Below are 19,810 nucleotides of genomic sequence, written 5' to 3' on the forward strand. Positions count from 1 at the left end.
ATAGCGTTCGTGCCAATGTCTCAAGGACGTGGCCGACAAAGGCATCAAGTAGTCGGTATCGCTCCGCCGATGCCAAGCATCTGTCGTGTCAGCGCCCAATAAGTTGCGACCAGATGATCGTCAGCTGACTTTGACGTGGAAACGTACCAGCGTCCGACCTGATCATACATGGTAGAGATAGCGCTCGACACAATCCTGTAGTCGGCCTTCACAGGGGCTTCTTCGAGCAGCAGGGCCACCAGTTTCGTCACTTCGCGCAAATAAAGCCGCAGCCGGTCCTGAATGGCCTGCTGAAATTTTATTTCGCCCACGCGCTGAAGCAGGTTGTGCGCCATCAATATGTCGAAAGCCTTTGCGATGGCCGGATTTTCCAACTGATAACGGATGTGCCGCTCCAAAATTCCTTCCAGTGCCTCGACGTTCGTTTCCCGGTCTTCGCGCGGTCCCAGGACGCGTTCGTTGAAGTCCTCCATCGCCCATAGCAGGGCCTCGCCCAGCAAGGCTTCCTTGGACTTGAAGTGATTGTAGATGGCAGGCGCCTTGATCCCGGCGAACTGCGCGAGGTCACGCATCGTCGAAGCTTCAAAGCCGTTCCTCGAAAACAGGTCGAGCGCCGCCACAAGCAGCCGTGCCCGCGTGTCCGATCGCGTGGCGCGGTTCTCCCGCTCGATTGCCAGCTCTTCGGATTCGGCTAATCTGGCTTCGTATCCCGCGCGCTTGTGCAGGACCTTCGTCTGGTTTTTCGGTGAAGTCATCCTGCTTGTTCCTTAATACTCTCCCAAGCCCGATGGCAACCATCGATGCAACCTCCTTCGATGTTGCTTGGCCCCTGATCCCTCACCGCAATTCCAACCCCGTACTTGCATTAACAAACGTTCACTAGTATATTTCAACGGAATGCGATAATATCCGTAATTGGACGGGAATGACCTAATACTGACGGGGTTAAAAATGGCAATCTGGCCCGATGAAGACTCCCAGTCGAAGCGGCTCTACGAACGCGGGCTCAAGGTCTATCCCGGCGGCATTACACGTCTGGTTCCATGGCTTGAGCCTTTCCCGGTCTACACGAAATTCGGCAAGGGCGCCTATGTCACCGATGTCGATGGCACGGCGCGTCTCGACCTGCTCAATAACTTTGCGTCGCTGATCCACGGTCACGCCAACCCGGCGATCATAGAGGCCGTTTCCAAGCAGTTGATGTTGGGGACGGCCTACACCAACCCGACCGAGGTTGAGATCGAGCTCGCTGAACTCTTATGCGACCGCATAGAGTCCGCGGAAAATGTCCGGTTCAGCAATAGCGGTTCCGAAGCGGTGATGTCGGCGATCAAGGCCGCTCGCGCGTACACCGGCCGACCCGCTATCGTGAAGGTCGAAGGCAGCTATCATGGCTCCTATGATTATGCCGAAGTCAGCCTGGACACGCCCAAGGAGGAGTTCTCCACGCCGCCAAAGTCGGTTGGCTACGCTGCGGGCGTACCTGACCGACTTCTGGAAGATGTCTATGTCATCCCGTTCAATGATCCTGAAACTGCCGCCCAGATCATCCGTGCGCATAAGGATCGCATCGGGGCGATCCTGCTCGACGCCGCGCCCAGCTATCTCGGCTTCACCCATGTAACGCCAGAGTTCGCGGCCACGTTGCGGGAGCTGGCGACCGAGATCGGCGCTGTGTTCATCCTCGATGAAGTCATATCCTTCCGCCTGGACCATGGCGGTGCCCAGAAGCGATTTGGCATAAAGCCGGACCTCACCGTCCTCGGCAAGATCATCGGCGGGGGCTTTCCCGTCGGTGCGCTGGTGGGATCGAAAGAGGTGATGAAAGTCTTCGATCATCATTCAGGCAGGCCGTTGGTGCCTTGGAGCGGGACTTTCTCTGCCAATCCGGTGACAATGACGGCGGGCAAGGTGACGCTGGAACTGCTGACCCCCGAATTGGTTGCGCATATCAACATGCTGGGCGATCGTGTCCGCGCGGGGTTGACGCAAGCCTTCACCTCGTCAGGGTTTCCAGGGCAGGTGACGGGCGTCGGGTCGATGTTCAAGATCATCACGCATCAGCGGCCTGTCCATGACTATAGAAGCCAGCAGCATACGCCCGCCGAAAGCGCGGCAATGGTCGTGCTGCAACGGCTGCTTGTGCTCAAGGGCTTCCATGTGTCGGGGGCAGGCATGGGGTTCCTTTCCACCGCCATGATTGCGCAAGACATCGATAATTTCTGTGCGGCTACGGAGGAATGCCTCCGTCAGCTTCCCCATCCTGACAACGGAGAAGGGCCGATATGGTAAAGCGAGGAGACCGGGTGCAACTTGCCGCCGGGCCGCATTGACGATGTATATCCAATCACGAAGAATGTGAGCTGTAGATGATCGGGACGATGATGGATTTTGAGCTGACGATAGGCTCTATCCTGCTGCATGCCGACCGGTTCCACGGTGATCGCGAAATCGTGTCGCGTCAGCCGGATGGCGGGATTGTCCGCAGTTCCTATTCACAGCTTCTCAATCGCTCACGACAATTATGTAATGCGCTGACCGATCTGGGCGTCGTTGCGGGAGACCGGGTCGCCACCCTGGCCACCAACTCGCTGCGGCATCTGGAGGTCTATTTCGCCGTACCCGCCATGGGCGCGATCATCCATACGGTAAATCCTCGCCTGTTCCCGGAACAGGTCGAATTCATCATCAATCACGCGCAGGACAAAGTCCTGGTGGTTGAGCCGCAATTCGTTCCGCTGGTCCAGCAGATCAGGGGCAGCCTGAAAAATGTTCGCCACATTGTCGTCATGGGATCAGGCGGCGGAGACGCTGCGGGGCTTCTGCCCTATGAGCAATTGGTCGAAGCCGCGCCCGGCGCCTTTGACTTTCCAGTGATCCCCGAACGAACCGGGTCGGCGCTCTGCTATACTTCGGGCACGACCGGTGCCCCCAAGGGAGTCCTTTATTCCCATCGCTCGGTCGTGCTGCAATCCCTGGTGATTTCGGGCATCGACTGGTTCGCGGTGCGGCGCCGGGACAGCCTGCTTCCCATAGTCCCCATGTATCATGTCAATGCATGGACGCTGCCTTTTGCTGCGGCGATGAACGGGTCCAAGCTGGTCCTGCCGGGCAGCGGGCTCGATTCACGCAGCCTCTTCGAACTGATCAGCGCCGAACAGGTGACGCTGGCCGCAGGGGTGCCCACCATCTGGACCGACCTGATCCAGTTTCTGGAAGCGCAGGACGAACGCATAGACTCGCTGGAGCGCGTCATCGTCGGCGGGACGGCTCCCACGCCGTCGATGATCAAAACGCTGGAGGAAAAATACGGCGTTCAAACCTGCCATGGCTGGGGGATGACCGAAACAAGTGCTGGTGGCCTGTTCAACGCGCCCCATGATTGGGAGCATCTGGGCAATGAAGACAGGCGCGTCATGCTTGGAAAACAGGGACGCCCACCCTATCCGTTCAACATTCGCATCGTCGATGCAGATGGGAAGGAGGCTCCATGGGATGGGAAGACGTTCGGCAGCCTGCAGATCCGTGGTCCCAGTGTAACGTCCAGCTATTATGATGGCGATGGTCCTGCCATCGAGGCAGCAAGCGATGGATGGCTCCCGACCGGCGACATCGCCGTCGTCGATCCAGCGGGCTATGTCGAGATCGTCGATCGCGAAAAGGACGTCATCAAGTCAGGCGGGGAATGGATCAGTTCCATCGCGCTGGAAAATATCGCTGCGTCTCATCCCGATGTCGCTGAAGCCGCAGTCATCGGCGTCCCGCATCCACGATGGGACGAAAGGCCGCTGTTGATCGTCGTTCCTCGCGCTGGCTGCCACCCCGATCCGGCCGATCTCATCGCCTATTTCGCAGGCAAGTGCGCGAAATGGTGGATTCCCGAGGAAGCCGTTCTGGTGGACAGCATCCCAAGGCAAGCCACCGGTAAGGTCTTCAAGGCGAAACTGCGTGAAATCTATGTGGGAGGCAGCGCGAAGAGCCTGTCCGCGAAAGCCGGGCCTGGCTTGGTCTGAAGCCGACATGATCCCCTTTGCCCGTTGCTGCATGTCGGCTTAATATTTCGCCAGGCACCCAGACCTTTCGCTACCCCGAAGTTTTCCCTAATCCGAACAAGGTAAATCTCAATCGTCCAGCCAAGGCGATGCCACTCAGTTCAGGTATCGGCCCGCACGCGTGCGCCGATACGGCGATCGCCCGGATCGGGGGGACAAGACTTGTCGGCGACCCGGCGCTCAAGCCGGTCGGCGAGAGAAGATCTGACAGGATCACCTCTCAAAATCTTTCTCCAGGTGTTGTAGCTTATACCGAATACGTCGTTCAAAGACTCGTCTGTCAGCACGAAACTTTCCGATTGCATCAGATTGACCGTATGCGGACTGATTTTCTTCAGGCGTTTACAACCATTAGTCTCAGATTTTCCGAACATCAGCTTTCTCACTGAAATTTGGCTTGCCCAGATGACGAAATTGCTCAGGCGCCCGACACGCGCGAACGGCTCGGAGATAAGCATGGTAATGAACGTTTGTAAATACAGCTTGGGCGATTTTGCTTTGCTACGGCATAGTGCTGCTGTTGCTGGGGTGGCTAGGTGTCTCGCATCCGTTCGCGTCGTTCCAGGAGAATGCGACCTGTGTCGGTCAGACTTACAGTTCGCCTCGTCCGGTGAAATAGCTGAGCCTGAACGCGGCGTTCCAGCGCCATGACTGATCGGCTTACATGCGTCGAAGACATGCCGTCGAACCCGTCCCCGGACCGCATATTATCCCTGTTGGGCGATAGTGGATTGAGTAAAAATCATATTATCGCTTCTGTGACGTAGTGCTAGACATGCCATGTCATTCCAGGTTGAGGAAATCGCATGAAAACCCGCGCCGCCGTCGCTTTCGAAGCCAAAAAGCCCCTCGAGATCGTAGAGGTGGACCTGGAGGGACCAAAGGCTGGCGAGGTCCTGGTCGAAATCATGGCGACAGGCATCTGTCACACCGACGCTTACACGCTGGACGGATTTGACAGCGAAGGCATCTTCCCTTCGATCCTTGGACATGAAGGGGCCGGGATCGTTCGAGAGGTCGGACCCGGGGTGACGTCCGTGAAGCCGGGCGATCATGTCATTCCGCTTTACACCCCCGAATGCCGCCAGTGCAAAAGCTGTCTGTCCGGCAAGACCAACCTGTGCACAGCGATCCGCGCGACGCAGGGCAAGGGGCTGATGCCCGACGGCACGACCCGCTTTTCCTACAAAGGCCAGCCGATCTTTCATTATATGGGCTGCTCCACCTTCTCCAACTTCACCGTCCTGCCTGAAATCGCGGTGGCGAAGATCAGGGAAGACGCGCCGTTCCAGTCGAGCTGCTATATCGGCTGCGGCGTCACCACCGGGGTGGGCGCGGTCGTCAACACCGCCAAGGTGCAGGCCGGTGAGAATGTGGTCGTCTTCGGCCTCGGCGGCATCGGCCTCAATGTGATCCAGGGCGCCAAGATGGTGGGCGCGGACAAGATCATCGGCATCGACATAAACGCTGATCGTGAGGAATGGGGTCGCCGGTTCGGTATGACCCACTTCATCAACAGCAAGGGACTTTCGCGCGACGAAACCGTGGCAAGGATCCTGGAGGTTACAGATGGCGGGGCCGACTACAGCTTCGATGCCACCGGTAACACCGAGGTCATGCGCACGGCGCTGGAATGCTGCCATCGCGGCTGGGGTGAAAGCATCATCATCGGCGTGGCTGAGGCCGGGAAGGAAATCAGCACCCGTCCGTTCCAGCTCGTCACCGGTCGGGTGTGGAAGGGGACGGCCTTTGGTGGCGCAAAAGGCCGCACGGATGTCCCCAAGATCGTGGATTGGTACATGAACGGGAAGATCCAGATCGACCCGATGATCACCCATGTTCTGACACTCGAAGAAATCAACAAGGGCTTCGACCTGATGCGTGCAGGCGAAAGCATCAGGTCCGTGGTCGTTTTCTGAATAATTTAAGAGAGGAACATCCAGATGGCAGTTATCTCCGGGGACGGTGTGTTTTCGCACACCTGTGTTGGCGCCAGCGACCTCGCGCGCTCGTCTGCATTTTACGACGCTGCGCTGGCGCCCCTGGGTGTAAAGAATCTTGGTTCCGTTGGAGAGAATGTCGTTCTCTATGGCAAGGATAAGCCTGCCCTGCTGGTTCTCCGGCCCAGTAACGGCGAAGCGCCTTCTAGCAATGGCGTGACGATCGGTTTCGCAGCGGAAACGACGGATCAGGTCGATGCCTTCCACGCAGCCGGTCTCGCGGCTGGCGGCGTTTGCGAAGGCGCGGCTGGACCTCGCCAGCGCCTGCCGGGAGCCTACGCCGCCTATCTTCGCGATCCGGCCGGTAACAAAATCTGCGCCTATAGCTTTACCGAAGGCAACTGATCGATGGCGATCGAGCAGGTCAGCGCCAGTCGTTCCTTTGAAGGTGTGCAGGGCGTGTACAAGCACGCGTCGAGCATGACCGGAACAGAAATGACCTTTTCGGTCTTCGTTCCGGCACAGGCAGGGGAGGGGAATCTCCCCATTGTCTGGTATCTTTCGGGGCTGACCTGCAATCACGCAAATGTGACGGAGAAAGGCGAGTTTCGGCGCGCATGCGCTGAACTTGGCCTGATCTTCGTGGCGCCCGATACCTCGCCGCGCGGCGATGATGTGCCGGACGATCCCGCAGGCGCCTACGACTTCGGTCTGGGAGCAGGCTTCTACGTTGACGCGACCGAAGCTCCATATAGCCGCAACTATAAGATGTGGTCCTATCTCACCGAAGAACTACCACAAGTGATTGCGGACAACTTCCCCGCGGATATGACGCGCCAGTCGATCATGGGGCACTCCATGGGCGGGCATGGAGCCTTGACCATTGGGTTGCGTCATCCCGACCGATATGCGGCGATCTCCGCCTTCGCGCCCATCGTTGCCCCAAGCCAGGTTCCATGGGGTGAAAAGGCCTTGACCGGATATCTGGGCGATGATCGCGCCGCCTGGCGGAAACATGATGCGGTAGCCTTGATCGAGGACGGGGCCAGGGCTGGAGCATTGCTGGTCGATCAAGGGGCGGCAGATCCATTTCTGGAGCAGGAGTTGCGTCCCCATCTGCTGAAGGATGCCTGCGCTGCTGCGAATATCGATCTGACCCTCAACATTCGGGAGGGTTATGATCACAGCTATTATTTCATCTCCACCTTCATGGCGGACCACCTTCGTTGGCACGCGGATCGATTGGCGGAAGTCGGGGCATCTTGCCGAGGTCCTCGACCTGCATAGCCGTGACTTCACCCGTTCCGAGCAGCGAAGGCCGCATTCCGTCGACGCCCTGGATAAGGGCATCGACGGGCGTCGGTCGCCTGATCAGATTACGTTCAAAGCCCGCAGGTCGGCAATGCGGGCGTCATCATAGCCGATCGTCTTCAATATCTCATCGGTATGTTCGCCGATCAGCGGCGGGGCGGTGCGGATTGTGGCCGGGGTCCTGGACATATGCGCGAGCGGGCTGGCGATGAGGTCCACCGAACCGCTTTCAGCCCAGGGGTGCGGTGTTGCCGCGCGAAGGTTCCGGTGCTTGACCTGCGGTTCATCCCACACTTCGTCGAGATCGTTGTAACGCGCCGCGGGAATGCCAACCCCATCGAACATGGCCTGCAGTTCAGCCGTCGTGAACCTGCGGCTCCATTCATTGATGATGTCCATCAATTCGACGCGATGCAGCTTGGCGCGCTTCATGTTGGAATTGAAGCGGGGGTCTTCGTATAATTCCGGCTGCTCCATCAGGACGGTCAGGCGCCGCCAATGCTCGTCGCCGCCTGCGCTCAGGTACATGATGCCGTCGGTGCAGTGGATGATGTCTGCTGGCCCGCCACCATTGCCGCCATTGCCGAAACGAGGTGGAGCTACCCCGCCGATCAGATAATCCTGCATGATGTGGCTGACCATCGCCACTGAACTGTCGAGCAGCGCGATGTCGATAAATTGTCCCTCACCCGTGCGGCTGCGATACATCAGCGCGCCAAGGATCGCGAGCGCTGCATTATGGCCCGTTACGAAGTCGACCAGGCTGGGTCCCGCTTTCAGTGGGCCTGCGCCCGGCTGGCCATCTGGAATGCCGGTGACCGCCATCATGCCGCCTGTGGCCTGGAACAGTCCGTCATATCCCGCGCGGGCGGCCATCGGCCCGGTCTGGCCAAAGCCGGTCACGGAACAATAGATCAGGCGCGGATTGATCGCGCGCAGGCTTTCATAGTCCAGGCCATAACGCTTGAGGTCGCCGACCTTGTAATTTTCGATCAGGACGTCCGCCGTCCTTACCAGCTCGCGGATGATGTCCTGCCCTTCAGGCTTTGCGTGATTGACGGTGATTGAACGCTTGTTGCGGTTGGACGCCGTGAAGAAGCTGGACTGATGGGTTTCAAGCCCGTCCTTCCCCGGGACCCAGGCGAGGCCGTAGCCGCGTCCGTCATCGCCCACCTTGGGCCGTTCGACCTTGATCACGTCGGCGCCCAGATCGCCAAGTATCTGCGCGCTGACCGGACCCGCGAACACGCGGCTCATGTCGATAACCTTCACCCCCTCCAGGGCCGCTTTTGTTTCCATCATGCTTCTCTGCCAATCATGTAGTTCGTAGCCAAAAGTTCCAAATACAGCGCAGGTGGGTGATTACCCTTGGTTGGGAGGCGTCATACGCCTGAGTTTTCCTTCTTCAAACAGCGCTGCTGATGAGCCGGGCAATAGGCGCGCTCCAGCGGGTTGGCAATCTGGGTCATTGCAGCATGAGTCGTAATGCGGGGCCGTCGAACTGCGCGTGGTTCGCGTTCAATTCATATTGGAGGGCGGGATATTGGGGATGACCGATGGCGGTTCTTCCTGCCGCAACGCGCTGAGAGCGCAGGAGGTTTTGAAGGCATCGCGGGCCGCGGAACGGCGGTTTCCCTCCCTCGCACTATAAAATATGGTGCTGTTGACCCGGCCACCGCTTGTGCCGTAAAAATGTCACCATAGATTTCTACACTGATTGGTCCAGAACAGTTGACGAGTGTCAACTTGTAGTACAGCATCCCGTTGTCTGCTGCTCGACTCGCGCGGGTTGCGGTAGCTTGCGCGCGCTTTCATATGGCGCGACAGGATTTTTTGCTGATCAAGGGAGTAACCGATGACCGCCGATTTCGCCGATCAATTCCGCCCATTCGCTCCGCCCTACGTGATCGAGGACGCCTATACGGAAGACCAGCGTCAGCGCATTTTCAAGGTTGTGCGCGATAATGGCCCATGGCCACTGATCCTTGCCGAAAACTTCAAGTCTCCTGAAGAGGTCATTGCGACGACCGGTGGCGTCATTCCTGAAGGTGTGACGCTGACCTGGGACATGATCCTGCAGGGCAACGGGACGTTCCGGGGGTATATCGCCCGTCAGGGTGTTTGCTTCTATCCTGAACTCAACGACTGCTATTATAACTCCAGGTTCCTCGAAATGGCGCGCAACTATTGGGGCGCCAAATATGCCGAGCCAGAGACGTTTCTGATCAACATTCAGGGACCGACCCCTCTGGGCGGGCCGCCGCATCTGGACGGCGTGGTTTTCCGCGGAATGACCATGGAAAACACGCCGCTTTGGCTCCTCCTGACCATGGCCAAGTCCCGCATGTTCGACCACTGGCGCAGCAAGAAGATGCAGGTCACGGGCTGGTATTATAAGGGCAATATCGGCGGTGGCTTCAACTATTGGCCGGACGGTCCGCGCGGCGAACCCCAGCAGATCACCTCGCCCATGTGGGGTCGCGCCGTTGTCGCCGAAAACGAAATGATGTTCCATCACGCCCAGGCGACCGGCCCTGTTGCGATGCGTCGCCCCACAGGCCTCGACATCAGCAGCGTGATGGCTCCTGATCCCACCGTTAAGGATGGCTGGCGCATCGAGACCAACGGACAGGTCACCCAACAGATACCGGCAGATGAAATGCGCCTGCTGGTGCACTGGGGCGCGCGCGTATTCACGGACATGGCCGACCTGAAGCGCACGTTCGATCACACCGATGATATCACGCACGAAAAGGCGTTGAATATGTTGATCGATGAGGTCCGTCGCCGCGGCATTACATTTGAAATGCCGACCGACCCGCTGACCGACCGCAAGTTTATCGGCATGCTCAGCCAGGTCTTTGCCGTGAACGGCCCGGCGAATATCCCGGCGGACGCCGACGACAGCATGGCTGCCTGACAATAGCGGGCGCTTTCGGGCGCCAGTTAGCGACGAATGAGGTTGGCGGGCCAGTCATGGCCCGCCAATTTCATATGCGTCTGAGCGACCAGGCGCGCGGTCCGCACATACGCTGTTTCCCATGCCGTCGGCATTGTGGTCCCAATGCGCCACCCCACCCGAAAGCAGTCGCTCGCTGCACTTCTTCCTTGACAATCGTTGAACCATGTCAACTATCTTGCACAGGCAGGGAACGGATAGCGCACTTGTCGCGAAGCCGTTCCAATGACCTTTAACAAGACCGCCTGAAGGTGGCCGCACGGTTCAACGGGGAAATGCCAGTCACATAATGTTCCGACATCGGGACATTGTTACGAGGGGGACATGCAATGAAACGGGTGACGAAAAATAGCGCCAAGCTTCTGTGCACGACCGCGATCACGGCGATCTATATCGCCGGTGCCGCGCAGGCGCTGACAGGGGGTCAGTCGACTGCCGGTCTCGATGGGAACGGAAACGCCGCATCAACTGAAATCGTGGTCACCGCCCAGCGCCGTGCCGAGCGCGCGCAGGATGTTCCCATCGCCATCACGGCCTTTTCGCCAGAACGCCTTCAGCAGCAAGGCATCACGCAGGCCCAGAATTTGCAGGCGACCGTTCCGTCGTTGGTCGTTGGCACCAACGGCACGCCCGCGCGAGAAGCGCAGAGTTTCACGATCCGCGGGCAGGGCGCAACGTTTCAGGCATCCCCCGGTGTGGTGGTTTACCTGAACGAAGTGCCATTGCCCGCCGCTATTTCACTGCCGCAGCAGGGCGGCGCGGGCAATTTCGTGGATCTGGAAAATGTGCAGATTCTGAACGGGCCTCAGGGGACCTTGTTCGGGCGCAACACGACGGGGGGTGCGGTGCTGCTCGTCCCGAAAAAGCCGACTGATCAGTTCGAAGCTTATGTTCAGGCAAAGATCGGTAATTACGACAACAGGGAATTTGAAGGGGCGGTCAACATCCCGGTCGTCGATGACAAGGTCCTGCTGCGGGTGGCCGGTGCCTATCAGGATCGTGACGGCTATACCCATGACGTTATCTGGAACACCGACCGCGACAATATGCACTGGTATTCCGGTCGCATCGGGCTGACCCTCAAGCCGACGGAGAATTTCGAAAACTATACCATGGCTTATGGAGCGAATTCCCGGAACCATGGCACGGGTGTCGTCAACACGCACCTCAACATCGAAGGGCTTTCCACCACCCCCTATTTCACCGGATTCAACTTCTGTCACGAAGCGCCGACCATTCCCGGCGCTGTCGCATCATGCGACGTCTACAGGGCCGCAGTTGCGCAGGCAAATGCGCGGGGACCCCGGCAGACGGCGCACGGTAGCAACTCGTTCCAGAATACAAAGACTTGGGGGATCACCAACACATCGACGTTGAACCTGAACGACGAACTGGCGCTGCGTAATATCGTGAGCTATCAGCGTTTCAAGACGACCTATAGCATCGACAGCGACGGAACGATCTTCCAGTTTGACGATGGCGATCCCAGAGAATATCCGGCCCCGGGCGTGGTAACCCTGCCGGGTGACGGAACGCCGGTCACCTATCTGAATGCATCGCCGACGCGCCTCCCGCGCGACCATCTCAAGGTCTTTACCGAAGAACTGCAGCTTCAAGGCGACCTGTTCGACAAGCTTCTCACCTTTACCGTGGGAGCGTTTTACTACGACCAGCGCCCGGCTGGGGAGCAGGGCGCGGGGGCGACGGGCTTCTGTCCGGCCATCTATACCGGCGATCCAGCCCTCTGCGGTGCGTATGATATCCGATATGCCATCACCAATACGTCCAAAGCGCTGTACGCCCAGACGACGCTGGACCTGGGACTGGTTTCGCCTGCTTTGGAAAACCTGAAAGTGACCGGCGGATACCGGCATACCTGGGATAAGGTCAGTGGTTCAGCCAGTTTGTACCAGGCCTTCGGCCCCGGCGCATTCTTCTGCTTCGCCGACAACACGTTGGCAGCCACTGCTGAGGGTTGCGGGTTCAACGCCAATCTCAAAACCAGTGAGCCGACCTGGAACGTCGGTGTAGACTACAGATTCTCGCCAGAATTGCTCGTCTACGGAAAGATCAGTCGGGGCTACAAGGCTGGTGGTATAAATGCCAATGCGGTTTTCACCAACACCCGTACTTTCCCGCCAGAGTTCGTCACTTCATATGAAGCCGGGTTCAAGTCGGACGTGCGATTGGCCAACATGCCACTTCGGCTGAACGCGACATATTATTATCTGAACTATAAGGGCATCCAGCGGGCCACGGGCGACTTCAATTCCGCTACCGGCGCGGCCGGCGCCCGCGTCCTTTCGGCCGACGCGAGAATTCAGGGCATCGAAGCGGAAGCATCCTTGCGCCCGATACCAGGGGTCGAAATCGGCGGCACCTTCAGCTACACGGACGCCAAGTACAAAAGATATGAGTTTGAGCCGAGCAGCCCGACCCAGGACTGCACCGGCAATGTCATCAGCGCTCCGGCGACTGTGAACCTGACCTGCATTCCATTCCAATATGTGTCGCCGTACATCTACAGCTTCCATGTGTCCGCCGAGCAACCACTGGGCAACGACCTTGGGACGATTGCGATGTTCGTCAACTATTCGCACACGTCGGCGCAACATACGGCTGGCACCAGCGTTCCGGGGAACCAGCCGGGTGAGCGGCTTGAACCATTCGGAACGCTCAACCTGTCGCTCGACTGGAGGAATGTTGCGGGCAGCCGGATGGATGTTGGCTTCTATGCGACCAACCTCGCCAACAAGCTGTATCGTGTCAGCAACAGCAACACTTACACGGGGCAGTTCTTTACATCGACCTTGTATGGCGAACCCAGGATGTATGGTCTCCGCCTGCGTTACTCATTTGGCGGATGAGACTGAATTGTTGAGGGCGTGCTGAACGCGCGCCCCTTTTTTGGAGGAACGTATCGAATATGTCAGACAGTAGGACAAATGGTCTTCCACTGGGATTTACCAAACTGGTGGTGGAGGACCTCGACAAAATGTCCTCCTTTTATCAAGCCCTGTGCGGCTTGACCGAAGAAGGCCGCGCCGAAGCGACAATCGGGAACCGGCCTATCTGTGAGGTTTATTTCAAGTCGGACCCGCCCGGCACCGGAACCTTCACGCTGACCAAATTCTGTGACGCGCGAAAGCCAGCGGGCTATTCGGTCATCCTTGGGTTCATTGCCAGCGACATCAACCAGTTCGTTGAAACGGCCATAGCGGCGGGCGCTGCCATGATCGACCCTGTGCAATCGCAACCGGAGCATGGCGTAAAAGTGGCATTTGTGGACGATCCCGAAGGCAATTTGATCGAAGTGGTCGAACTGCTCTGATGCCACGGATTGTGCTGATCATGGCTGGTGGCCCGGATGGGGCCTGGCAGGTCGGCAAATGATCGGACAAAGGGGCGGCGCGGATGTGCCGCCCCTTTTTTTGCGCGAAAGGATCAGCCCCGGAAATTGCCCGGATAAGCGATGTCTTCCAGAGATTTGCGATCGCTTGGCACCTCGCGTTCCTGCAATTTTTCCGGCAGTGTCGCAGGGTCGCCCATGCGGCCTATCGCAATCGCCGCTTCGATACGGAACCCGTCGGGAATGCCCAGTTCGGTTCTGGTTTTCTCCATCTCGATCCCCGCCATCCCGTGCGTGTGATAGCCCAGCAGATGCGCCTGGAGCGCGATGGCGGCCCAGGCGGCGCCCGCGTCGAAACTGTGCGAGTGGCTTGGCTTGTCCGGCGCGCCCATCGTCGTTTCGCTCACTACGATGACAAGCGCAGATGCTTCCTTGGCCCAGAGCGCATTGAAAGGCATGAGCAGGTCGACGAAACGTGACCAGTTCGCGGCATCGTCGCGCGTCGCATATAAAAAGCGCCACGGCTGATAATTGAAAGATGACGGCGCCCAACGTGCCGCATCGAATATGGTGCGCAAATCCCCGGCCGGAATGACGGACCCATCAAATGCGCGCGGCGACCAACGATGGAGAAAAATAGGGTCCAGAGCGGTGTCGGTCTGCCTGTTGGTCATCACTGATCGTTCCTTCCATGAAATGATTTAGCGCCAGGAGTAGCTTTTACTTCCATTGAGATGAAGGGCTTGACTAAAGGTTGTCGCCTGTCAACAGTTGTCATCGATTTCGGGGTAAGCAGCGTGCGCACCAGGTAACATGCTTTCCGTTTTCGTGGACGCAATCGGACCGGGCAGGGTATATCCTCTGCCAGTCGAAAAGACGGTGGGTGCATGACAGGCGATGTAAGCATGGGAACGCGTGGCATTGGTTTGGGAGGCCGCGGTGGTGGCATGCTTCTTCGGGCGACGCTAGCACAGAATGTCGGGACTGGCTCGGCCTTTGGCGGGCTGGGGGTCAGTGTCCTGGCGCTACAGGATCGCTACCATGCCTCCTTGGGATCGGCGGCAATGGCGTTGTCGCTTACCGTACTGACCATGACGGCGCTTGGCCCGCTGATTGCGGGGCTGATTGCCCGTTGGGGGCTTCGGCGCGTGATGTCTGCGGGGGCTCTGACCTCGCTGATTGGATATGCCGTGCTCGCCTTTGCACCGTCCATGCCGGTCGCGCTGGCCGCATGTGGTCTTCTGATCGGTCCAGGTGCCGCCCTGTTCGCCGTCCTTCCGCCCGCAGTTCTGGCAGGCGCCTGGTATCCCCATGCGCGGGGGCGGGTAATGGGGATCGCCTATCTGCCGATATTGGCCACGGTGATCCCATTATTGGGGGTCAATATTATCCAGAATTATGGTTTGACCGTATTTTTCCTGTCCATAGCCGCGCTCCATCTGCTGTTGCTGCCGCTGATGCTGGGCGTGGCAGAGCCGACGACAGAAGGTTTGGATGAACAGGAACCGGTCGCCGAATCAGCATCAGCTTTGCGCGCCCCGAAAATCGTTATCATGGGCGGCGCCCTGTTCTGGCTGATCGTTCTGGGGGACGGCATTCTCAATGGCACGGCCATCGCGGGCGCCGCCCATATGCTGCCCATTGTTGAGGGGTATGGCGTTTCGCTGGAAACCGGCGCGGTGCTGCTGTTCGTTGCCGGGCTGTCCAGCATATTGGGATCGCTGTTGGCCGGCTACGCCAGCGACCGCGTTGGTGCGGCCAAGACGCTTGGACTGGCGGGAATCGGGTTTGCGGCTGCCTGGATGATCATGGGGCTTACCGGATGGCTGCCCGCTTTGACGGTTTCGGCTTTCCTCATCGGACTTTGCGGCGCGTCGGTTTTCCCACCGATCAGCGCGCTAGCCGTCCAGCTATATGGCGTGGAGGCTTTGCCCAAGGTCCTGGGCCTGTTCGGCGTAATGACGCTGCCATTTACATTTGCCATGTCTCCTGCCGCAGGATGGCTGCATGACGCATTTGGGGGCTTCGAATCCGTTTTCGTCGCGATAGTCACGGCCTGCCTGATTGCGGCGGCAACATTCTTTGGCATCAGTTGGCATCTGGCACGAAAGGCAGAAACGGACCCGGATATGCCGGTAACATTTTTGTCGTCGGCAAGGTCGGCCTGACTGCGACGATTCGTTCGTCACACGATTTTCTGTCCGACATATCATCTAACGCTTGACAATGGTTGATGATCGTCAACTATTGCGGTCAGATGTGGATGAGCCTTGGTAGGCGTCACAAGCGATTTCAGCAGAGGCCGTTTCCAGTCATCCCAGGCATGTTTTTATTCGAACGACAAAGTTGATCCAATTCAGCAAGAGAGGTTCATGATGGCGCATACGAAGTTCCACCTCGGATATTTCACGAAATTCGGGGCCACCTCATGGCCGGGTGATGGCAAGGAATTCGGATCGCAATGGGCGGATGGATCCTACCATAAGGAACTCGCCAAAATGCTGGAGGCCGCCAAGTTCGACTTCATCCTGTTCGAAGACAGCGTGATCGTCGGCGATCGATATGGCGGCTCCATGGAGCTGGACCTGAAGAATGCCACCCTGTCGCCCAAGCTCGACCCGATCCCGCTGTTGCCGGTGATGGCGCAGGACACGTCCCATATCGGCTTGATCGCGACGGCATCGACGACATTCTACCCACCTTATCTGCTCGCCCGACTGCTTTCGACGGTGGATTCCCTGACAGGGGGTCGGGCCGGCTGGAACATGGTGACGTCCAGCGAAAAGAATGCCGCCATGAACTTCGGCATGGACAAGCTGCTGCCCCCGACAGAACGCTACGACATGGCCGACGAATTTGTCGAACTTACCAAGAAGCTGTGGGATTCATGGGAAGAAGGCGCCCTGGTCGCCAATACGGACACGGGCGTATATGTCGATCACACAAAAGTGCACACTATCAACTTTGAAGGTAAGCATTTCCGTTCACGGGGTCCGCTGAACACGTTGCGCAGTCCCCAGGGCTATCCGGTGCTCTGTCAGGCGGGCGCGTCCGAGCGTGGGCGCGAATTCTCATCCAAAAATGCTGAAGTCGTCCTCGGCATGATGACCGGCGGCGTCAAGGGCATGAAGGCCTATCGCGAGGACATCCGTAACCGCGCTGAAAAGCAGGGCCGCAACCCCGACGACATCAAGGTGGTGTTCCTGACGCCCGTCAATATCCTGCCCGAAGGGGAAGAACCACACGAAATGACCGAGGCAGAAAAGCAGGCTTCGTTCGAACACAACATCGTCATGGCCTCGTCCTCGCTCGACGTGGACTTTTCCCAATATGATCTGGATGTCCCTGTTCCGCAGGACATCGTGGCGGGCGGCCATACCAGCGCGCTCGATCACATGAAAAAGCTTGGACGGGAAGAAGGCAAGTCCATTCGGGACCTATTCTCCGCCGGTCAGGGCGCCAGCGGCATGGACTTCAGCGGCACGCCCCAGCAGGTCGCGGAAAAGATGATGGCGGTCATGGATGAGGTCGGCGGCGACGGCTTCCTGATCGAAGGATCGGGCTATAACCGCCAATTGCCTGAACTGGTGAACGGCGTCATCCCCGCCTTGCAGAAGGCGGGTGCGGTTCGCACCGAGTATAAGGGCACGACGCTTCGCGAAATCTTGCGCGAATTTTGATCGGAGCGGCGACCGGGCGGTTCAATGCCGCCGGGTCGCAACCCATGGGCAATCGGTTCGATCTACTGGGCAGCCATGGCAGGTCGATCGCATGAAAGGCTGCGGACAGGCAGCCTTGCTCTCCAACATCAGGTATTGGCCCGCAGTCAATTCATTGGCAGTCTGGATATCCAAATGGTGAACGATCATAACTGAAGCCGCCGTCAACGGCGTGCAGAACTATTCATCGGTTCAAATCACCGCTACGGAGAATTATGACCAATCAACAGGCGCATCAGGCGAAGCTCGTCGCTCCGTCCCGTCCCGGCATATATTCGCGTGGATCCGACACGGTCGACGCGATCCTGCGGGCTGCGTTGCATGTCCTCATCGAAGAAGGCGCATCGGCCTTCACCCTTCGCCGCATCGCTACGGAATGCGGGCTGAAGGTCGGCAATGTCAGCCGCCACTTTCCGCGCAAGGAAATGTTGGTCCAGGTGCTTCTGGAAGAACTGCTCAGTCCCAATGCAGGAGAGGTCAGAAGCTACCTCAAGGAAGCGGGGAGGACGCCCGAGGAATCGCTTGCGATCGTCATCGGGGGCAGCCTTGACGAAATCAGCACGAAGAAGATGACGCATCTGTTCACGGAATTGTGGGCAATGGCCAATCACAATGAATTCGTCGCGGAACGGGTGGAGATGGTTTACCGCTTTACCCACGGCCTGATCGCGTCCTTCGTCGCTGAACTCAATCCTGCCCTGTCGCCTGGCGAGGTGGAGATCGTTTCCGTCTACATCAGCGCAACCATCGAAGGATCAACTGTGGTGGCTGGATATGGCAGGCTGTGTAGCGATTTGATGCCCCAGATCAGGGCCATCGCCATCAAGCAACTGGTGGCCTTCGCCAAAAACGTCACGCCTGAGGAAATCAGGGCGTTGCCATCGGTGTAGTAGGGACACTGGCCCCCGCTGGCGGGCATCTTCTACTGGCAGTGGCAGTGGCGGTGGTTGCCCGTCAGAATGAACGGCGGGAGGCAGAGATATGGCCGGACGGATAAGGGTCGGGATCGGCGGATGGACCTTCGAGCCATGGCGCGGTGTCTTCTATCCGAAGGGGCTGCGACAGAAGGATGAACTTTCCTATGTCGGCCAGCATCTTACCGCGACAGAGATCAACGCGACCTATTATGGCACGCAAAAGCCCGCCACTTTCGCCAACTGGGCAAGGGCGGTGCCGGACGGCTTCCAGTTCGCGGTCAAGGCGTCGCGTTTCTGCACCAATCGCCGCGTTCTGGGGGAAGCTGGCGAATCGATCGCCAAGTTCGTCAACCAGGGCATTGCCGAACTGGGTGATCGGCTGGGGCCCATCCTTTGGCAATTCATGCCGACAAAGGCATTTGACCCTAACGATTTTGCCGCTTTCCTGAAGCTGCTTCCCGCGCAGGTGGACGGCGTGGCGCTACGCCATGCGCTGGAAGTGCGGCATGAAAGTTTTGACGACCCCGCCTTCCTGGCGCTAGCGCAGGGAGCGGGCGCGGCGGTCGTATTTGCCGACCATGATGATTATCCCGCGATCAAGGGGCATGATGTCGGGTTCAGCTATGATCGGTTGATGCGCACGCGCGACGATGAACCGACCGGATACACCCCCGATGAGATCGCGGCGTGGGCCAGCATGGCACGCGACCAGTCGACCCATGGGGACGTGTTCGCCTTTTTCATCAGCGGGGCGAAGGTGCGGGCGCCCGCCGCTGCCCAGGCGATGATCGTTGCATTGAAGTAACAGGGGCTGTTGCATTTGCTGCAACTGCGAACGCGCCCTTTGCGATTGTTACGAATCGGCGTCTGGCGCATAGGCACGCTTGCCGAAAGGCAAAACAAAATGAAAAATCTGCAGGAAACAAAAACATGCGACACACTGTTCAGGGCGTTGCACTGATGGTTGCAGTCGGCGCACAGATGCTGACCTTCTATTCGGTTCTCTTTGCCTAAGCGATTTCTCGCTCGACAACTCTCCCTTGTCATGAGGGAGCTAAAAAAGGCCGCCCGGGATCATGCCAGGGCGGCTTTTTTATTGCCTGTTGCACTTGGCGGATGGCACAGCGTTGCTTCAGCTCATGGATCAGCAATTGCTTTTTGTTTACGGAACCCTGCGCGCCGGGTTTGATGGCCTGATGGCGAAATGGCTGGCCTCTGTGGCGCGCCATGCCGGTCCCGCGACTGCGCAGGGCAGGCTCTATCGCGTTCAGGATTATCCCGGCTTTGTCCCATGTCCGACGGCGTTTGTTGTGGGCGACCTGTTTCTTCTCCCCAAGGATCCCGCCGTTCTGGACAGGCTCGACGAGCATGAGGAATGTTCGGCGCATTTTCCCCGCCCTCATGAATATCGCCGCGAGCGGCTGATCGTGCAATCCGAAAGCGGCCCCGCGCAGGCATGGGTCTATGTCTACAACCGGGACGTGGCCTGGCTGGAGTTGATCGAGAGCGGGGATTTCCTGCGCCGACGCGCCTTGCGCTCGGCATTTTAGCAGGTAGGCTGCG

Annotated in this window: 18 protein-coding genes; 13 read left to right on the forward strand and 5 right to left on the reverse strand. The window is 58.5% G+C overall.

Features of this window, described 5'->3' with window-relative positions:
- Window positions 1-44: 44 nt before the first annotated feature.
- Entirely contained in the window at window positions 45-755 is a 711-nt protein-coding gene (locus ACI3KQ_RS01775) for a TetR/AcrR family transcriptional regulator (protein WP_404954202.1), read from the reverse strand.
- Window positions 756-951: 196 nt separating this feature from the next.
- On the opposite strand from ACI3KQ_RS01775, the gene ACI3KQ_RS01780 reads away from it, so the two are divergent.
- Both ACI3KQ_RS01780 and ACI3KQ_RS01785 read left to right on the forward strand, forming a co-directional pair.
- Window positions 952-2,292, forward strand: coding sequence for an aspartate aminotransferase family protein (locus ACI3KQ_RS01780; RefSeq protein WP_404954204.1), 1,341 nt, complete (start codon window positions 952-954; stop codon window positions 2,290-2,292).
- An 89-nt stretch (window positions 2,293-2,381) separates the two neighbouring features.
- Window positions 2,382-4,013 carry a long-chain fatty acid--CoA ligase gene (locus ACI3KQ_RS01785; RefSeq protein WP_404954206.1) on the forward strand — a complete coding sequence of 544 codons (1,632 nt, stop codon included), beginning with the start codon at window positions 2,382-2,384 and terminating at the stop codon, window positions 4,011-4,013.
- A gap of 140 nt (window positions 4,014-4,153) precedes the next feature.
- Here the strand turns inward: ACI3KQ_RS01785 and ACI3KQ_RS01790 are convergent, their stop codons facing one another.
- Complete coding sequence (locus ACI3KQ_RS01790) at window positions 4,154-4,510, reverse strand: hypothetical protein (protein ID WP_404954208.1); 357 nt, start codon at window positions 4,508-4,510, stop codon at window positions 4,154-4,156.
- A 74-nt stretch (window positions 4,511-4,584) separates the two neighbouring features.
- On the reverse strand, window positions 4,585-4,758 hold the full coding sequence (locus ACI3KQ_RS01795; protein WP_404954210.1) for a LysR family transcriptional regulator: 174 nt from the start codon (window positions 4,756-4,758) through the stop codon (window positions 4,585-4,587).
- Window positions 4,759-4,858: 100 nt separating this feature from the next.
- On the opposite strand from ACI3KQ_RS01795, the gene ACI3KQ_RS01800 reads away from it, so the two are divergent.
- From ACI3KQ_RS01800 to fghA, 3 genes are read left to right on the forward strand one after another with little or no spacing between them, the layout of a single operon-like run.
- Window positions 4,859-5,971: an S-(hydroxymethyl)glutathione dehydrogenase/class III alcohol dehydrogenase gene (locus tag ACI3KQ_RS01800; protein WP_404954212.1), complete on the forward strand. Its 1,113-nt coding sequence runs from the start codon at window positions 4,859-4,861 to the stop codon at window positions 5,969-5,971.
- Window positions 5,972-5,989: 18 nt separating this feature from the next.
- Window positions 5,990-6,397, forward strand: a complete 408-nt coding sequence (locus tag ACI3KQ_RS01805) for a VOC family protein (RefSeq protein ID WP_404954510.1) — start codon at window positions 5,990-5,992, stop codon at window positions 6,395-6,397.
- Between the two features lie 3 nt (window positions 6,398-6,400).
- Window positions 6,401-7,279 carry an S-formylglutathione hydrolase gene (gene fghA / locus ACI3KQ_RS01810; protein WP_404954214.1) on the forward strand — a complete coding sequence of 293 codons (879 nt, stop codon included), beginning with the start codon at window positions 6,401-6,403 and terminating at the stop codon, window positions 7,277-7,279.
- 84 nt (window positions 7,280-7,363) lie between these two features.
- On the opposite strand, the gene ACI3KQ_RS01815 is transcribed toward fghA, so the two are convergent.
- Window positions 7,364-8,605, reverse strand: coding sequence for a CaiB/BaiF CoA transferase family protein (locus tag ACI3KQ_RS01815; RefSeq protein ID WP_404954216.1), 1,242 nt, complete (start codon window positions 8,603-8,605; stop codon window positions 7,364-7,366).
- Between the two features lie 553 nt (window positions 8,606-9,158).
- Between ACI3KQ_RS01815 and ACI3KQ_RS01820 the strand changes: the two genes are divergently transcribed.
- The 3 genes from ACI3KQ_RS01820 (at window position 9,159) to ACI3KQ_RS01830 (ending at window position 13,593) form a co-directional block, all read left to right on the forward strand.
- Window positions 9,159-10,223: a hypothetical protein gene (locus ACI3KQ_RS01820; protein ID WP_404954218.1), complete on the forward strand. Its 1,065-nt coding sequence runs from the start codon at window positions 9,159-9,161 to the stop codon at window positions 10,221-10,223.
- 368 nt (window positions 10,224-10,591) lie between these two features.
- A complete protein-coding gene (locus ACI3KQ_RS01825; RefSeq protein WP_404954219.1) occupies window positions 10,592-13,129 on the forward strand; it encodes a TonB-dependent receptor in 2,538 nt (845 codons plus the stop codon).
- A 59-nt stretch (window positions 13,130-13,188) separates the two neighbouring features.
- The gene (locus ACI3KQ_RS01830; RefSeq protein WP_404954221.1) at window positions 13,189-13,593 is read left to right on the forward strand and encodes a VOC family protein; all 405 of its coding nucleotides are present in this window, start codon (window positions 13,189-13,191) and stop codon (window positions 13,591-13,593) included.
- A 113-nt stretch (window positions 13,594-13,706) separates the two neighbouring features.
- Here ACI3KQ_RS01830 and ACI3KQ_RS01835 read toward each other — a convergent pair whose 3' ends face one another.
- The gene (locus ACI3KQ_RS01835; protein WP_404954223.1) at window positions 13,707-14,285 is read right to left on the reverse strand and encodes a nitroreductase family protein; all 579 of its coding nucleotides are present in this window, start codon (window positions 14,283-14,285) and stop codon (window positions 13,707-13,709) included.
- A gap of 273 nt (window positions 14,286-14,558) precedes the next feature.
- Here ACI3KQ_RS01835 and ACI3KQ_RS01840 point away from each other — a divergent pair, with 273 nt between their 5' ends.
- From ACI3KQ_RS01840 to ACI3KQ_RS01860, 5 genes are all read left to right on the forward strand, one after another.
- Window positions 14,559-15,779, forward strand: coding sequence for an MFS transporter (locus ACI3KQ_RS01840; RefSeq protein WP_404954225.1), 1,221 nt, complete (start codon window positions 14,559-14,561; stop codon window positions 15,777-15,779).
- A gap of 204 nt (window positions 15,780-15,983) precedes the next feature.
- Entirely contained in the window at window positions 15,984-17,291 is a 1,308-nt protein-coding gene (locus ACI3KQ_RS01845) for an NtaA/DmoA family FMN-dependent monooxygenase (protein WP_404954227.1), read from the forward strand.
- A gap of 254 nt (window positions 17,292-17,545) precedes the next feature.
- A complete protein-coding gene (locus tag ACI3KQ_RS01850) occupies window positions 17,546-18,220 on the forward strand; it encodes a TetR/AcrR family transcriptional regulator (RefSeq protein ID WP_404954229.1) in 675 nt (224 codons plus the stop codon).
- 91 nt (window positions 18,221-18,311) lie between these two features.
- Window positions 18,312-19,052: a DUF72 domain-containing protein gene (locus ACI3KQ_RS01855; protein ID WP_404954231.1), complete on the forward strand. Its 741-nt coding sequence runs from the start codon at window positions 18,312-18,314 to the stop codon at window positions 19,050-19,052.
- Window positions 19,053-19,386: 334 nt separating this feature from the next.
- Entirely contained in the window at window positions 19,387-19,797 is a 411-nt protein-coding gene (locus tag ACI3KQ_RS01860) for a gamma-glutamylcyclotransferase (protein WP_404954512.1), read from the forward strand.
- Window positions 19,798-19,810 lie beyond the last annotated feature (13 nt).

The sequence above is a fragment of the Sphingobium sp. ZW T5_29 genome (genome assembly GCF_044987515.1).
In the GTDB taxonomy this organism is placed as follows: Bacteria; Pseudomonadota; Alphaproteobacteria; order Sphingomonadales; family Sphingomonadaceae; genus Sphingobium.

Coding starts and splice junctions, on each gene's coding strand:
- ACI3KQ_RS01775 (WP_404954202.1), bottom strand. CDS start 755: ATGACTTCACCGAAAAACCAGACGAAGGTCCTGCACAAGCGCGCGGGA.
- ACI3KQ_RS01780 (WP_404954204.1), top strand. CDS start 952: ATGGCAATCTGGCCCGATGAAGACTCCCAGTCGAAGCGGCTCTACGAA.
- ACI3KQ_RS01785 (WP_404954206.1), top strand. CDS start 2,382: ATGATGGATTTTGAGCTGACGATAGGCTCTATCCTGCTGCATGCCGAC.
- ACI3KQ_RS01790 (WP_404954208.1), bottom strand. CDS start 4,510: ATGCTTATCTCCGAGCCGTTCGCGCGTGTCGGGCGCCTGAGCAATTTC.
- ACI3KQ_RS01795 (WP_404954210.1), bottom strand. CDS start 4,758: ATGCGGTCCGGGGACGGGTTCGACGGCATGTCTTCGACGCATGTAAGC.
- ACI3KQ_RS01800 (WP_404954212.1), top strand. CDS start 4,859: ATGAAAACCCGCGCCGCCGTCGCTTTCGAAGCCAAAAAGCCCCTCGAG.
- fghA (WP_404954214.1), top strand. CDS start 6,401: ATGGCGATCGAGCAGGTCAGCGCCAGTCGTTCCTTTGAAGGTGTGCAG.
- ACI3KQ_RS01815 (WP_404954216.1), bottom strand. CDS start 8,605: ATGATGGAAACAAAAGCGGCCCTGGAGGGGGTGAAGGTTATCGACATG.
- ACI3KQ_RS01820 (WP_404954218.1), top strand. CDS start 9,159: ATGACCGCCGATTTCGCCGATCAATTCCGCCCATTCGCTCCGCCCTAC.
- ACI3KQ_RS01825 (WP_404954219.1), top strand. CDS start 10,592: ATGAAACGGGTGACGAAAAATAGCGCCAAGCTTCTGTGCACGACCGCG.
- ACI3KQ_RS01830 (WP_404954221.1), top strand. CDS start 13,189: ATGTCAGACAGTAGGACAAATGGTCTTCCACTGGGATTTACCAAACTG.
- ACI3KQ_RS01835 (WP_404954223.1), bottom strand. CDS start 14,285: ATGACCAACAGGCAGACCGACACCGCTCTGGACCCTATTTTTCTCCAT.
- ACI3KQ_RS01840 (WP_404954225.1), top strand. CDS start 14,559: ATGCTTCTTCGGGCGACGCTAGCACAGAATGTCGGGACTGGCTCGGCC.
- ACI3KQ_RS01845 (WP_404954227.1), top strand. CDS start 15,984: ATGATGGCGCATACGAAGTTCCACCTCGGATATTTCACGAAATTCGGG.
- ACI3KQ_RS01850 (WP_404954229.1), top strand. CDS start 17,546: ATGACCAATCAACAGGCGCATCAGGCGAAGCTCGTCGCTCCGTCCCGT.
- ACI3KQ_RS01855 (WP_404954231.1), top strand. CDS start 18,312: ATGGCCGGACGGATAAGGGTCGGGATCGGCGGATGGACCTTCGAGCCA.
- ACI3KQ_RS01860 (WP_404954512.1), top strand. CDS start 19,387: ATGGATCAGCAATTGCTTTTTGTTTACGGAACCCTGCGCGCCGGGTTT.